At 69.9% G+C, this 13,626-nt stretch carries 11 protein-coding genes and 1 pseudogene; 4 read left to right on the plus strand and 8 right to left on the minus strand.

Going from position 1 to position 13,626, the window contains the following annotated elements:
- Positions 1-79 precede the first annotated feature (79 nt).
- Entirely contained in the window at positions 80-313 is a 234-nt protein-coding gene (locus tag MZTS_RS03185; protein ID WP_192281476.1) for a hypothetical protein, read from the plus strand.
- Between the two features lie 119 nt (positions 314-432).
- On the opposite strand, the gene MZTS_RS03190 is transcribed toward MZTS_RS03185, so the two are convergent.
- The gene (locus tag MZTS_RS03190) at positions 433-684 is read right to left on the minus strand and encodes a hypothetical protein (RefSeq protein ID WP_192281478.1); all 252 of its coding nucleotides are present in this window, start codon (positions 682-684) and stop codon (positions 433-435) included.
- A 437-nt stretch (positions 685-1,121) separates the two neighbouring features.
- Between MZTS_RS03190 and MZTS_RS03195 the strand changes: the two genes are divergently transcribed.
- Positions 1,122-2,348 carry a GGDEF domain-containing protein gene (locus MZTS_RS03195; RefSeq protein ID WP_192281480.1) on the plus strand — a complete coding sequence of 409 codons (1,227 nt, stop codon included), beginning with the start codon at positions 1,122-1,124 and terminating at the stop codon, positions 2,346-2,348.
- A gap of 15 nt (positions 2,349-2,363) precedes the next feature.
- On the opposite strand, the gene MZTS_RS03200 is transcribed toward MZTS_RS03195, so the two are convergent.
- The 4 genes from MZTS_RS03200 to MZTS_RS03215 all read right to left on the minus strand — a co-directional run bounded on the left by MZTS_RS03200 (position 2,364) and on the right by MZTS_RS03215 (position 6,899).
- Positions 2,364-3,833, minus strand: coding sequence for a DegQ family serine endoprotease (locus MZTS_RS03200; RefSeq protein WP_192281482.1), 1,470 nt, complete (start codon positions 3,831-3,833; stop codon positions 2,364-2,366).
- A gap of 173 nt (positions 3,834-4,006) precedes the next feature.
- Positions 4,007-4,837, minus strand: coding sequence for a phasin family protein (locus MZTS_RS03205; RefSeq protein WP_192281484.1), 831 nt, complete (start codon positions 4,835-4,837; stop codon positions 4,007-4,009).
- A gap of 176 nt (positions 4,838-5,013) precedes the next feature.
- Positions 5,014-5,367: a phasin gene (locus tag MZTS_RS03210; RefSeq protein WP_009865554.1), complete on the minus strand. Its 354-nt coding sequence runs from the start codon at positions 5,365-5,367 to the stop codon at positions 5,014-5,016.
- Between the two features lie 272 nt (positions 5,368-5,639).
- On the minus strand, positions 5,640-6,899 hold the full coding sequence (locus tag MZTS_RS03215; RefSeq protein WP_192281486.1) for a glycosyltransferase: 1,260 nt from the start codon (positions 6,897-6,899) through the stop codon (positions 5,640-5,642).
- A 128-nt stretch (positions 6,900-7,027) separates the two neighbouring features.
- Here MZTS_RS03215 and MZTS_RS03220 point away from each other — a divergent pair, with 128 nt between their 5' ends.
- Entirely contained in the window at positions 7,028-8,308 is a 1,281-nt protein-coding gene (locus tag MZTS_RS03220; RefSeq protein WP_192281489.1) for a glycosyltransferase family 4 protein, read from the plus strand.
- An 88-nt stretch (positions 8,309-8,396) separates the two neighbouring features.
- Entirely contained in the window at positions 8,397-8,576 is a 180-nt protein-coding gene (locus tag MZTS_RS03225; protein WP_009865317.1) for a hypothetical protein, read from the plus strand.
- Between the two features lie 22 nt (positions 8,577-8,598).
- Here MZTS_RS03225 and MZTS_RS03230 read toward each other — a convergent pair.
- The 3 genes and pseudogenes from MZTS_RS03230 to MZTS_RS03240 form a co-directional block, all read right to left on the minus strand.
- Positions 8,599-10,935, minus strand: a pseudogene (locus MZTS_RS03230) (putative bifunctional diguanylate cyclase/phosphodiesterase).
- A 308-nt stretch (positions 10,936-11,243) separates the two neighbouring features.
- The gene (locus tag MZTS_RS03235) at positions 11,244-12,935 is read right to left on the minus strand and encodes an acyl-CoA dehydrogenase family protein (RefSeq protein ID WP_192281492.1); all 1,692 of its coding nucleotides are present in this window, start codon (positions 12,933-12,935) and stop codon (positions 11,244-11,246) included.
- Between the two features lie 116 nt (positions 12,936-13,051).
- Positions 13,052-13,626 (minus strand): DMT family transporter (locus MZTS_RS03240; protein WP_192281495.1); only part of this gene is annotated, 575 nt, incomplete at its 5' end.

Genomic DNA, 13,626 nt, shown 5'->3' on the forward strand with positions numbered 1-13,626 from the left:
GCCCGGAGGCTACAACGGCCAAGCTCGGTGAGTCGCGCGCGGTCTCACCCGGCGTTCGTTGCAAGCCAAGGGGAAGCCCATGACCACGCAGAACCTCACCGTCACCGCCCGCGAGCGTGACACGCTGCTGGCGGCGTTGCGCTACTATCAGTTCTACCGGATGCAGGGTCACCCCTTCGATCCGCGCAAGGACGACCTCATCGACACCATCGCCGCCAGCAACGGCGAGGCCCTCGACGTGACCGAGATCGACGATCTCTGCGCGGGCCTGCACGGCAACCGCCACGCACTGGCCGCCGTGACGGCGGGCTGACGCCCCTCCGCGGCACCGCCGCTCAGGTCAGAAAGGCCACGTCAGCAGGGCGTTGAGAAGAAGGGCCGCGCCCAGGCCGAGCACGAACGCTGCTGCGAGCAGGGAGCTGTCCGCAGTGGTCATCGGGAGGCCGTGCCCGCCGAGATGCCGACCAGAAGCGGCCGGCGGGCCACCACGATCCGTTCCGGATTGGGCGTCACGGCGTCGATCCGGGCGCTGACCGGAACGGCGCCGCCCGCCTGCGGCAGGCGCTGGGTGAACAGCTTCGCCGAGCCCACCGGGCTCGGCACTGCCTCGACCAGGGACGGGGTGAGCAGGGCAAAGGCCGACATCACCAGTCCGGCCGCCGCGATCGTGATCAGGTCCCGCATTGTCTCGCCCCACCGGTCGAAGCCCTTCCGGCTCTCGTAGGGGCCGTTCTAGGGGGTCTGGGTTGCCGGCGGATTGCCTCGTACGGTTACCGAATTGCGTCGCGCGTGGCGGCCGCACATCCCGAACGAGGCCTCATCCCGGCACCCGCTCAGAAGGCTAGCGGGAAGTGTGGCCAGCCGATGAGCGAAATCGCACGTCACAAGGCTGGCGAAGCGCGATCCCTGCACGAAACTGCCGGCTCCGCGCTTTCGGACTGGCCGGCGATCCCCTCCGGAGCCATGTGCCGGCGCGGACAGGAGAGGCCGCGCTGCAACCATTCCTTGCGGCAATAATCGAAAACTTACCTATGTCATCTTATCGGTTGCATCGCTGAGACCCCGCCCGTCACAGGGAGGGGTCCGTCGCCCGACCACTCCACCCTGAGATCGTGAATCCCATGGAGTCACTCGCCACGCCGCGGGGCATGATCGATTCGAGAAGCACTCTCGACCGGCTGCTCCGCTTCACCCCAGCCGTGGCCGAGCTTTACGAGCGCGACCATGGCCGGGAGCGGGTGGCCGAGTTGCGCGGCACCGCACTGGCCGGAATCGGGTTCTACAGCCTCTGCAGTCTGACCAATGTCGTCCTGGTCCCGGACATTCTCTGGCTGTCGGTGGTGTCGCGCTTCCTGTGCTTCACGCCGATGGCCATGCTGCTGATCTGGGGCGTCGGCCATGTCGGAGCGGTGCAGCGCGAGCGGCTGGTGCTGGCCGGTATGCTCGGCGCGATCTGCCCACAGATTCCCCTGTCCTGGCTCACGCATTCGCCGCTGGGGGCCTACACCTTCTCGGAGTTCGCCCTCGCCCTGCTGTTCGGCAATCTCGTCCTCGCCCTGCGCTTCTCCCATGCCATCGTCCTGACGGTCGTGACCTTCCTCAGCGTCGGACTGACCATCGCGACGAAACCGGGGCTCGACGACGGACTGCGGATGGCGCTGCTGCTCCAGTTCGCGACCGCCAGCGGCATCAGCCTCTTCGCCAATTATCGCATGGAGGCGCGCCGCTGCCGGGATTACCTCGCCGGCCTGCGGGCTCGCCTGCTGCGGGAGGCGGCCGAGCAGGCCCGGCAGCGCTTCCAGGATCTCTCCCTGACCGATGCCTTGACCGGCCTGCCGAATCGCCGCGCCCTCGACCTGCGTCTCGACGCGTGGCTGGCGCAGGACAGGCCGGTCGCGGTCGTGATGGTCGATATCGACCATTTCAAGCGGTTCAACGACATCCTCGGCCATCCGGCCGGCGACGCCTGCCTGCGTCGGGTGGCCGAGGCCCTGGCGGCCTTGGCCGGTGGGCGCAGCGATTCTCTCTGCGCGCGCTACGGCGGCGAGGAATTCGCCGTGGTCCTCGCTTCGGGCACGCGAGGCGAGGCGGTTTCCCTCGCCGCCGATCTCGTCGAAGCCGTCACGGCCCTCGGCATCCCGCATCCGGGCTCCCGAGACAGGCACGGACGCGTGACGATCAGCGTTGGGGTGGCGTTTCGGGACGAGACGGCGGTTGCCGGCACGCAGTCCGACGGCAAGGCCGCGCTTCTGGGGGCAGCGGATCGGGCGCTTTACGACGCGAAGCGGCGCGGCCGGAACCGCGCCGTCATCGACGAACCGGCCTCGCCGGGCCTCAGATGGGCATGAGCGGCCCGGCGGCTGTCAGCCGCCGAACACCGAGGTTAGGACCTCGCCGCCGCGCTTGATCGAGACCTCCCACAGACCGAGATTGCGCTGGGTCAGCCGATCCAGATCCTTGGTCGCGGTGATCGGCATCCCGTTGATCGCGAGGATCACGTCGCCCTTGCGGAAGCCGGCCCGGCTGGCGAGGGAATTATCCTCCACGGCGCTCACCGCCACGCCTTCCTCCGGCAGATCGGCCTGCAATTCCTCGCTGACGGCGGGCGAGGTGTTCACCAGCGTCGCGCCCGCGAACGGCGTGCGGGTGCGAACCTTGAGCGTGTCGCGCGGGCGCGTCTCCGGCGCCGGCCCGAGCTTGACCGGCACGGTCTGGCGCTTGGTACCGCGCAGGATGCCAAGCTGGGCCGTTCCGGAAATCCCCTTGAGGGCGAAGCGGTAGCCGAAGGCCTCCGGGTCGTCGACGGTCTGGCCGTCGACGGTGAGGATCACGTCGCCGCGCTTCAGGCCGGCCTCCTCGGCGGGGCTCTTGGCCTGCATGCTCGCCACCAGCACGCCGGTCGGCCGGTCGAGCCCGACGCTCTCGGCGATGTCGGGCGTCACGCTCTGCACCCGCGCCCCGAGCCAGGGCCGGCGCACCAAGCTGCCGCCGCTCTTGGCGGTCTCCACCACGGCGCGGACCATGCTGGCGGGGATGGCGAAGCCGATGCCGTGGCTGCCGCCGGATTGCGAGTAGATCGCGGTGTTGATGCCGACGAGCCGGCCCTGGAGATCGACCAGGGCACCGCCCGAATTGCCCGGATTGATCGCCGCATCGGTCTGGATGAAGAACTGGTAGTCCGACGAGCCGACCTGGGTGCGGGCCAGCGCCGAGACGATGCCCTGCGTCACCGTCTGCCCGACGCCGAAGGGGTTGCCGATCGCCATCACGAAGTCGCCGACCTCCAAGTGGTCGGAATCGCCGATGGGCATCGGCGCGATGTCGGCTGGGCTCTTGATCTTGAGGACGGCGAGGTCGGTGCGGGGATCGCGCAGCACGAACTGCGCCTCGAACTCGCGCTTGTCGGCGAGCGCCACCTTCACCTCGTTCATGTTCTCGATGACGTGGTTGTTGGTGATGACGAGGCCTGAGGCATCGACGATCACCCCCGAACCGAGGGAGCGCTGCGCCCGCTCGCCCGGCATGCCGCCGGGGCCGCGGCCCGGACGCTCCTCGCCGAAGAAGCGGCGCATGAACTCCTCCATGGCGTTGGAGCGCGCGGAGCGCTTCTCGACATGGGAGGCGTAGACGTTGACGACGGAGGGGGCCGCCCGCTTCACCACGGGTGCGAAGGAGAGCTGGATCTCACCCTTCGAGAGCGGCACCGCCTTCTCCGATACGGGCTTCTCGGGGGCCGGCCGCTCGGGCGTGTTCGCCATCTGCGCGCCGACGGGCATGGCGGCGAGCAGCATCACGGAGACGAGACCGGCCGGCAGAAGCGGCGAGGAGGGCATGCGGGATCTCCCGGAAGTCGCTGAGACGGTGTGCGGGCTATGTAGCCCTGCCAGGAGCCGCGGGCGAGGGGCCGCAGGACGTGGAATGCCGGCTGCGTCGGATCCCGGCGGCAGACATGAAAAGGGGCAGCCCCGGCAAGGGCTGCCCCGAACTCACCCGGATGCCGCGTGGCTCAATGCCAGCGCGCGGCCTCGCTCAGCCGGTTGGCGCTGCGCACGATCTCGTTGAAGCAGGTCAGCGAGGCGTCGGCCGCCCGCTGCAGCTCCGTGACCTGAAGGCGAATCGCCTCCGCCGGGGATTTGGCCCGGGTCAGAGCCTGGAAATGTGCCAGAGCCGCCTCGCCCTCGCCGCGGGCGAAGGCGAACAGCTTCGCGTTGATCTCGGTCAGGGGGACGAAGGAGGGAGCGAAGGCGAAGCTCGCCCCGATCCGAACGCTGCGCGGCGCAGCCTTGGTCACGGCGGCGACCGCTTCGGCCGGCACCACGGCCTCGACGACGCTCTCGGCTGCCTGCTCGATGCGCTCCGCGTCCTGAGCGGCGATTTCAACGGGAGGCGATTCGGGGGCGGGCGCCGCGGCCTCCGCCGCAGGATCCGCCTCCGGCTCCGGCTCAGCGGCCAGACTGTCCGCAGGCGTGTCGGCCGGGGCAGTCTCGACAGGGCCGCTGGCAGCCTGGGCGGAATCGGCTTCCGCAGAGGCGGTCTCTACGGACGTGATCTCGGGCTGGGCCTTCTCCTCGGTGGCGGTCAGAACCGCCTCGGGGGAGACGCTCTCCGTCAGCCGCGCCGCCAGGGCGGTCTCCTCGGCCGAGTCCTGTCCCTCGGAGACGAACTCGGTCACGGCCTCTTGCCCGGTTTCCTGCCCGGCTCCCTGCGGCTGTGCCCCCTCGGTCGCCGATGTCTCGAAGGCCGGAATGTCGGTGCCCTCCGGTTGGGGCACGGCGGTCGGCGGAACGGTGCTCGCGGACGTCCCCGGCGGACGTCCCCTGCGGCGGCTCGACGACATGGAGCTTCTCCTCGTTCGAAACCTTCTCCTCACGCGTCTCCGGGTGGGGCCCGGAGCGCTTCAGGAGAGCATAGGTCGGTACCGGTCGCGTGCCGATCCCGGACGGCCGGGATCGGTCGTGCCGATTGCCGCGCGGGCCGGGCGACGGTCAGGCCGCCGCCCGAGGCCCGGCCAGATCAGCGGGCGACGGTCTGAGCGAGGGCACCGTACTCCTTGGCCTGGGCCTGGAGGGCGGCGAACTGGGTCTTCACGAATTCGGACTGGATCTCGAAGGCCTCGCGCACGTCCTTCGCGCGCACCACGCGCTGGGCGTAGTCGAAGGTGGTGTCGGCGTTGGTCTTGGCGTGGTCGAGGCTCTTCAGCACGGCGGCATGCAGGGTCGACTGAACGGTCGAGGCCGAGTTCCGGAGCTGCTCGGAGGTCTTCACCGCGCCGTTGAGGAAGGTGCCGAAGGCATTGCGGGCTTGATCGACGCTTTTGTCGGCGAAGTCACGGAACTCGGCGGGAATCTCGAAGCTCTGGGTGCTCATGTCGCGCTCCTGTCAAGTCTGACCGGGACAATCGATGGAAGCGGGAGCGTGAGACGCCTTGCCGCAGCCGACCGGTCCGCATCCCATATGTTGCGGTGCAACATGAAAGTCAACAGCAGTTTTGCGCAGCATCCAGGCGACCCCCGAAGGATCGCGAACAAAACTAAACTTATGTTTTAAGTAATGGCCTGCCGGCCTCCATGGCGCCCGAACGAGCCGCCGACCGGAACTATAACGACAAAAATTGCCGTCTGCAAAGGGTTGCCGAGCGATTAAGAGGCTGAGGCAGGCTCGACGGGGCACGCCATATCGCACTGCCGCATGAGGCTGGCCTCGCCGAGTTCACGGTAGAGGGCGAGCAGGGATTGGGCATGCGCCGCGAGCGTCTGGGGGGCCCGCCAGTAGCTCTCGTAGGCGGCGCGGCCGAGCCGGGCGGTCAGGGCATCGTCCCTGAGGGCGCGGAAGGCGCCGGCCAGAGCGTCCGGTTCCGGTTCGACGACGAAGCCGGTCCGCCCGTCGGCTACCTTTTCCGCCGCGCCGGAGCGGGGCGAGGCCACCACCGGTAGGCCCTGAGCCAGGGCCTCGTAGATCGTGAGGGGGCCGGTCTCGTACCAGCGGGACGGCGCGCAGACCGCCCGGGCACGACGGCGCAGGATCGTCTCGACCTCCGCCGGGTCCATCCAGCCGAGCACCTCCGCGCCCTCCGCGCGCAGGCGTGCCTCCAGCGGGCCGGAACCGACGAACAGGGCGGGCAGCCCCGCCCGCCGCGCGGCCTCGGCGACGAGGTCGGCGCCCTTTTCCGGGGTCAGGCGCCCGACATAGACCACGGCATCGCCGCGGGCGGGCTCGGCCGGCGCCCGCTTCTCCACCCGCACCGGATTGTCGATGCGATGGTGGCGCAGGCCGATCCCGGCGCGCATCCCCTCCATCCGCGCCCGGCTCGCGTCGCAGACATGGACGACGTCGAGTTCGGTCCGGCCCACCGCCATTCTCAGCGCGGCGGAGCGGCCGACCCGGACCAGCTTGTGCCGCCGGCTCTTCGGGTCGCAGGCGGCCGTGAGGCAGGCGCCGGAGAGCGGCGAGAGCCCGCAGGGCTCGGCCCGGTCGAAGCGGTAGAACACGCCGTTCGGGCAGGTCAGGGCGTAATCGTGCAGCGTCAGCACCAGGGGCGTGCCGCGCCCGAGCAGCACCGGCAGCACGGCGGGGGAGAGGGCGCGGGTCCATTGGTGCAGGTGAAGGCAATCCGGGCGCCGGGGCAGGGCATCGAGCGCGGCGGCGAGGCGGGCGGCGGCCTCGCCGTTCCAGATCCCACTCGTCGCGGCCCGCCAAGCCGGCAGCGACCACACATCCGGCAGATCGAGGGTGAGGCGCCGCAGGCGCGGATGGGTGAGCAGCGGGTCGACGGGGCCGGCCACGGCGTGGATGAAGGTGACCTCCGCGCCGGCCTCGGCCAGACCCCGGGCCGATTCGACGGCGACCTTCTCGGCGCCTCCGCTGGCGGCGGCGAATTCGGCGAGGATCACGACGTGCATGGAGGCGCCCCGCCCGGAAGCAAGAGGTGCGGCCGCGACGGTGCGGCGGCGTTGCGCGCAAGGTTTACGGGAGATCAACTGCCGGCCGGTAAATGTCCGGACTTCACGACGAAGAACCGAGAGCCGCCTTGCACGTCGTCCTCGTTCTCGACCACGCCCACGTCAATGGCGGCCAGGCCAAGGTCGCCCTCGATTCCGCCGTGGGCCTGCGGCGGCGCGGCTACCGGGTCACGGTCTTCGCCGCGGTCGGGCCGGTGGATCCGCGCCTCGCCGAGAGCGGGGTCCGCGTGGTCTGCCTCGGCCAGGACGATATCGCCTCCACCACCAACAAGCTCGCCTTCGCGGCGCAGGCGATCTGGAACGGCCGGGCGGCCAAGCGTCTGGCCGCCGAACTGGCCCATTGCGACCCCCGCGACACGCTGGTGCATGTCCACGCCTTCGCCAAGGCGCTGTCGCCCTCCATCGGCACGGCGATCCGGCGCTCCGGCCTGTCGTGCCTCTACACGATGCACGAATTCTTCCTCGTCTGCCCCAATGGCGGCTTCTACGAGTACCCGGCCGGCCGGATCTGCCACCGTGCGCCGATGTCGGCCGCCTGCCTCGGCACGAACTGCGACGCGCGTTCCTATCCGCGCAAGCTGCTGCGGGTGGTGCGCCATCTCGGCCTGGAACACGTCGCCGGGCTGCCCGGCCTGTTCCGCCACGTCATCACCATCAGCGCGCTGCAGGAGCGGGTGATCGCGCCGCTCCTGCCCGGCCGCACGGTGTTCCACCGGGTCGACAACCCGGTCTCGGTCGAGCGGCAGCCCCTGGAGCGGGAGGGGCGCCGGGATATCCTGTTCGTCGGCCGCCTCTCGACGGAAAAGGGAGCGCCGATCTTCGCCGAAGCGGCGCGGCGGGCCGGGATCCGTCCGGTCTTCGTCGGTGACGGTCCGGCGGCGGCGGAGCTGAAGGCCCGCTATCCCGAGGCGGTGATGCTCGGCTGGAAGAACGGCGACGAGGTCCAGGCCCTGATGCGGCGGGCCCGCGCCCTGGTCTTCCCCAGCATTTGGTACGAGGGGCAGCCGCTGACGATCTACGAGGCCCTGGCCTGCGGCTGTCCGGTGATCGTCTCGGATGCCTGCGCTGGGCGTGAGGCGATCGAGGATGGCGAGAACGGGTTCTGGTTCCGCTCGGGCGATGCCGGGGCGCTGGCGGCCCATCTGACCCGTCTCGGCGACGATGCGCTGGCCGCCCGCATGGCTGAGCGCGCGTATGAGCGCTACTGGTCCGCGCCCCTCAGCGTCGATGTCCATCTCGACCGGCTGGATCAGGTCTACGGCCTGGTGATGCGGGATGCCCGCTCGGCGTCGCGGCCGGCGGGCAGGCCGGGCCTGCACGGCACGGCTGCCGCCGGCCCGTCATCCTGAGGACGAAACAGGAAGGCCGCGCTCGCGTTGGTTCCCATGGCGGCCGCCCCGGCGCGGCCTTTGCAGCGACAGACGAAGAGAGGCGCCCGTGTCCGAGAAGACCCCGCAACCGACCGACGAGACCAAGTCCACCGGCTTTCAGCAGGACGGCAAGGGCGACAAGGCGATCCCCGAGAACAGCCGGGAGGAGAAGGACGCGCGTCTCGACGAGGCGCTGGAGGAGACCTTCCCGTCGAGCGATCCGGTTTCGGTGAAGATCACCAAGTAGGACGTCCCGCGACGCCCCGGAATCAGGCGACGAGGAGCGGCCGGCTGTCGGGCCGGATCAATCGCCGCGCCTCCGCGGCGGGGACGGGGCGGCCGAACAGGTAGCCCTGCGCCTCGTTGCAGCCTTCCGCCCGCAGATGGGCGAACTGGCCCTCGGTTTCGATCCCCTCGGCCACGGTGACGATGCCGAGGCTCGCCCCGAGGCCGATCACCGCCCGCACGATGGCCGCCGAATGGTGGCTGTCGCCGAGCTGCTGCACAAAGGAGCGGTCGATCTTGATCTTGTCGAAGGGAAAGCGCTGCAGGTAGCTCAGCGACGAGTAGCCCGTCCCGAAATCGTCCATCGAGATCCGCACCCCCAGCTTCCGCAGGGAGTGGAGCGTCGCCAGATTGGTCTCGCTTGCGGCGAGCAGCACGGATTCGGTCACCTCCAGTTCGAGGCGCTCCGGCGCGAGCCCGGTCTGCGACAACGCCTCGTCGACCACGGTCACGAGGCCGGGATCGCGGAACTGCACCGGCGACAGGTTGACCGCCACCCGCAGCGGCGCCTTCCAGTCCCGGGCCTCGGCGCAGGCCTGCCGCAGCACCCAGGCTCCGAGCGGGCCGATCAGGCCGGTCTGCTCGGCGAGCGGCACGAACTCGCCAGGCGGAATCGGGCCCTCGACCGGATGGTGCCAGCGCAGCAGCGCCTCGAAGCCGACGATCGCCTAGGTGCGGACATCGACGACCGGCTGATAGGCAAGCATCAGATCGCCCCGGGCAAAGGCCTCGTGCAGATCGGTCTCCCGCCGCCGTTGCGACCGCGCCCACCCATCCATCGCCGCCTCGAAGCAATGGGCCACGCCGCCGCCTTCCGCCTTCGCGCGGTAGAGGGCGAGGTCGGCGTTGCGCTGCAGGGTGTCGGGATCGCGTCCGTGCTCCGGCAGGCGGGCGATGCCGATGCTCACCCCGATCTGGCAATCCCGGTCGCCGAGCCTGATGGGACGAGATAGGGCCTCGATGATCTGCCCGGCGATCCGCCGGACGGTGGCGGCATCGGGCGCGCGGAGCAGGACCGCGAACTCGTCGCCGCCGAGCCGCGCGACGAAATCCTCCCGGCGCAGGCAGGCGGTGATCCGTTCGGCCACCTGTCGCAGCAGCGCGTCGCCGGCAGGATGGCCGAGGGTGTCGTTGACGAATTTGAACTTGTCGAGGTCGAGGCAAAGCAGGGCCGTGCCCGCGCCGCTGCGGGCCTGCTCGGCGATCGCCTCGCCGAGCCGCGCGGCGAAGAGCACGCGGTTCGGCAGGCCGGTGAGGGAATCGTGGTGGGCCATGTGGGTGATGCGCGCCTCGGCCCGGCGCTGTTCTGTCACGTCGATGGCCGCCCCCAGCAGCACCGGACGGCCCTCGAAGGTGAGGGAGCGTTCCAGCAGCGTCACCTCGATGACCGAGCCGTCGGCCCGCCGATGCCGCCGCACGCCGCCGGCCGGAAAACCGCCCGCGCCGCCATCCGACAGGTCGTGCAGATGGCGGGACAGGAAGCTGTCGCGGTTGTAGCCGTAATGGAGGATGGCCGCCTCGTTCACGGCGGCGAAGCGGCCGGTTTCCTGGTCCACCAGCCACATCGGCAGCGGATTGCTCTCGAACAGGAAGCGGAACGATTCCTCGCGGGCCTTGATGTCGCCGACATCGGTCATGGCGATGGCGATGAGGTCGCCGATGGCCCTCGCTTCCACCTTCAGGTGCCGCACCGCCCCGTCGGGGTGGGGATAGGCGAGGGCGAACGCCGTCCTGTCGGTGCGTTCGGCGATGCCCCTCAGCCAGGGCGTCAGGCCGAGCCGTGCCGGCACGAGCGCTTCGAGCCGCTGCCATTGCAGCGCCGCGACCGGATGGCCGAGGATCTCGGTGGCGCCCTGGTTCAGGGCGACGATCTTGAAATCGATGACCGTGCCCGCTGCGTCCCGGATGCTCCCCAGCGCCATCAGGCCCTGGCCGGTGGCACCGAGCATCGCCTGCATCAGTTCGGTGCGCACTCCCTCGGCCTCGACATGGAGCAGGATGAGGGGAGCCCCATTGCCGTTGGCCAGGGGCACGCCGACGAGATCCCAGGTCGTGACGATCCCGTCGCTGATGCGGTCGCACCGCGCACCGGCCGGCTCGCCCGTGGAGAGGGCCGCTACGGCGATCTCCTCGACCGGCCGGCGGATCTCGTCCGGCACTTCCACGAGTGGCAGGCCATGGACCTCGCCCTCGAACCAGTCGCGAAAGCCCGGTCCGCCCCACAGGACGCGCTCGGCACGGCCCTCATGAGTCGTGACCAGGGCGCAACGGTCGGCAAGGCGACCGAGCCGCCCCAGGACCACGGCGTCGTAGCCCGGTATCGCGCCCGGCCTGGATTGGCAGCTGCGCCAGTGCTCGACCAGGGTGGCGCCCTGCGCGCTCGAAAGAGTGTCTGGCAACACGAAGGCCGTGCTCCGGTTGGATCGAAGCACGGCCTAATCACTGTTTGTTGAAGGGAGGTATATGAGCCGGCTCCATTTGGCCGATACCCACCTTTTATCAGTTGAAGCGCCCCGAAAGCTCTAGGTTGAGGCGCCTCATTGTCTTCGACCGACAGCGGCGTTCGCGTCGCTTCGGGGCCCGCCCCTAGAAGATCGTTTCCGATCAACTTGGGAGCGAAAGACGGTCCTTACTGCTCCAGCAGGCGCCGGGCGATGACCTGGGCCTGGATCTCGGCCGCGCCCTCGAAGATCGAGAGGATGCGGGCGTCGCAGAGCACGCGGCTGATCGGGTATTCCAGCGCGAAGCCGTTGCCGCCATGGATCTGCAGGGCGTTGTCCGCCGCCGCCCAGGCGACGCGGGCACCGAGCAGCTTGGCCATGCCGGCCTCGAGGTCGCAGCGCTTGCCCTCGTCCTTCTCGCGGGCGGAGAAGTAGGTGAGCTGGCGGGCGATGTTGATCTCCACCGCCATCATCGCGAGCTTGTCGGCCACGCGCGGGAACTCGACCAGGGCCTTGCCGAACTGCACCCGCTCCTCGGCGTAGCGCAGGCCGATATCCAGGGCCGACTGGGCCACGCCGATGGCGCGGGCGGCGGTCTGGATGCGGGCTGATTCGAAGGTCTGCATCAGCTGGGCGAAGCCCTTGCCCTCGATCTCGCCGAGGAGGTTCGCCCCGGGCACCTCGAAGCCCTCGAAGGACAGCTCGTATTCCTTCATGCCGCGATAGCCGAGCACCTCGATCTCACCGCCGGACAGGCCGTTGACCGGGAAGGGGTTTTCGTCCGAGCCACGCGGCTTCTCGGCGATCAGCATCGAGAGGCCGCGATGGCCCTTCTCCTCCGGCTTGGTGCGCACGAGCACGGTCATGATGTCGGCGCGGACGGGGTGGGTGATCCAGGTCTTGTTGCCCGTGATCTTCCAGACATCGCCCTCCTTCACCGCCTTGGTGCGGAGCGAGGCGAGGTCGGAGCCCGTATTCGGCTCGGTGAAGACGGCGGTCGGCAGGATTTCACCGGAGGCGATGCGCGGCAGGAAGCGCTGCTTCTGCTCCTCGGTGCCGCCGCACAGGATCAGCTCGGCGGCGATCTCCGAGCGGGTGCCGAGCGAGCCGACGCCGATATAGGCGCGGGACAGTTCCTCCGAGACCACGCACATCGCGGCCTTCGGCATGCCCATGCCGCCGTATTCCTCGGGGATGGTCAGGCCGAACACGCCGAGTTCGGCCATCTTCTCGATGATCTCCATCGGGATGTAGGCGTTCTCGCGGTGCCATTCCTGCGCCTGCTCCACCACCTCGGCCTTGCCGAAGCGGCGCATCTCGGTGCGGATCGCCTCCATGTCCTCGTCGAGGCCCGACAGGCCGATGGTGGCCGCGCCCGAGGTCGTGGCCTCGCGGATCCGGGCGACCAGGGCCGCGCGGTTGGCCGGGGTGTTGCCCTCGGCCACCACGGCATCGATGGCCGGCGTGCGGAGCGCGGCCAGCTCGGCGGACGAGAAGCCGAGGGAAGAGGTCGGGCGCACCATCTCGCCCTGGCTCATCGGGATGCCGCCGAACATCTGGTCGAGATATTCGCCGACGCCGATCTTCACGAGCAGCGCCTCGGTCTCGCCGAGGGCGCCCTGGGACTGCAGCCGCTCGGCGTAATCGGCCAGCTCCCGCACCGCCTCGCCATAGGTGGCGAGCCAGGACAGGCCGTGGGCGGCGTGCTGCTCCCGCTCCAGCGCGCCGGCATCGAGCTTGCCCTCCGGGCCGGTCACGCGCGCTTTCACGCGGGCGGTCGCCTCGGCGACGAGGGCCTTGGCGCCCTCGGCGGCATCCTTGGCCAGGGCGACGAAATCCTTCGGGTCGTTGGCGGGCTGGACGGCGGGGGAGGCTGCCATGTCGAACTCTCTTCTACGAGGGCGATTGGATGGTTCCTTTATAGGGCCGATCGTCGGCACAATAGTGGTTTCTTACCGTCGCATCCCCGGTCTTTAGGCTGAATTCATCATACGATTCATCGTCTTCCGCTGGCTAGGCCGACGCCGGCCGCGGCTACCGCCATGCCCGCGATCTGCACCGGCGTGAGCGCCTCGCCGAACATGGCGTAGGCGATGGCCGCCGAGACCGGCGGCACCAGGAAGAGCAGGGAGGCGACCCCCGCCACCGCTCCGCGCCGGATCAGCGCCATCAGCAGCAGGATGCCCGCCACCGAGTTGACGAGAACCGACCACGCCATGCCGAGGCCGAGGGGCAGGCTCGGCTCCAGCCGGGTCTCGCCCGCCAGCAGGGCGAGCGGGAGCGCGAAGGCGGCGCCGCCGACGAATTGCAGGCAGGCATTGGTGACGAGGTCGGCGCCCGCACCGTGGCGCTTCTGCCAGAGCGTGCCGGCCGTCATCGCCAGCATCGCGGCAAAGCAGACGGCGAGGGCGACCGGGGGAATGCCGGCGGCATCGACCGCGCCGAGCTTCGGCAGCAGCACCAGCCCCGCCCCGAGGAAGCCGAGCCCGATCCCCGCCCAGCGCTTGGGGCCCACCCGCTCACCGAGCAGCGGCTCGGAGGCGGCGGCGGTGAGCAGGGGCTGCAGGCTGC

The sequence above is a fragment of the Methylorubrum zatmanii genome (genome assembly GCF_014845115.1).
Classification (GTDB): domain Bacteria; phylum Pseudomonadota; class Alphaproteobacteria; order Rhizobiales; family Beijerinckiaceae; genus Methylobacterium; species Methylobacterium zatmanii.

Bases quoted from the DNA above. Each gene is read 5' to 3' on its own strand.
- MZTS_RS03185 (WP_192281476.1), top strand. From the start codon at position 80: ATGACCACGCAGAACCTCACCGTCACCGCCCGCGAGCGTGACACGCTG.
- MZTS_RS03190 (WP_192281478.1), bottom strand. From the start codon at position 684: ATGCGGGACCTGATCACGATCGCGGCGGCCGGACTGGTGATGTCGGCC.
- MZTS_RS03195 (WP_192281480.1), top strand. From the start codon at position 1,122: ATGGAGTCACTCGCCACGCCGCGGGGCATGATCGATTCGAGAAGCACT.
- MZTS_RS03200 (WP_192281482.1), bottom strand. From the start codon at position 3,833: ATGCCCTCCTCGCCGCTTCTGCCGGCCGGTCTCGTCTCCGTGATGCTG.
- MZTS_RS03205 (WP_192281484.1), bottom strand. From the start codon at position 4,837: ATGTCGTCGAGCCGCCGCAGGGGACGTCCGCCGGGGACGTCCGCGAGC.
- MZTS_RS03210 (WP_009865554.1), bottom strand. From the start codon at position 5,367: ATGAGCACCCAGAGCTTCGAGATTCCCGCCGAGTTCCGTGACTTCGCC.
- MZTS_RS03215 (WP_192281486.1), bottom strand. From the start codon at position 6,899: ATGCACGTCGTGATCCTCGCCGAATTCGCCGCCGCCAGCGGAGGCGCC.
- MZTS_RS03235 (WP_192281492.1), bottom strand. From the start codon at position 12,935: ATGGCAGCCTCCCCCGCCGTCCAGCCCGCCAACGACCCGAAGGATTTC.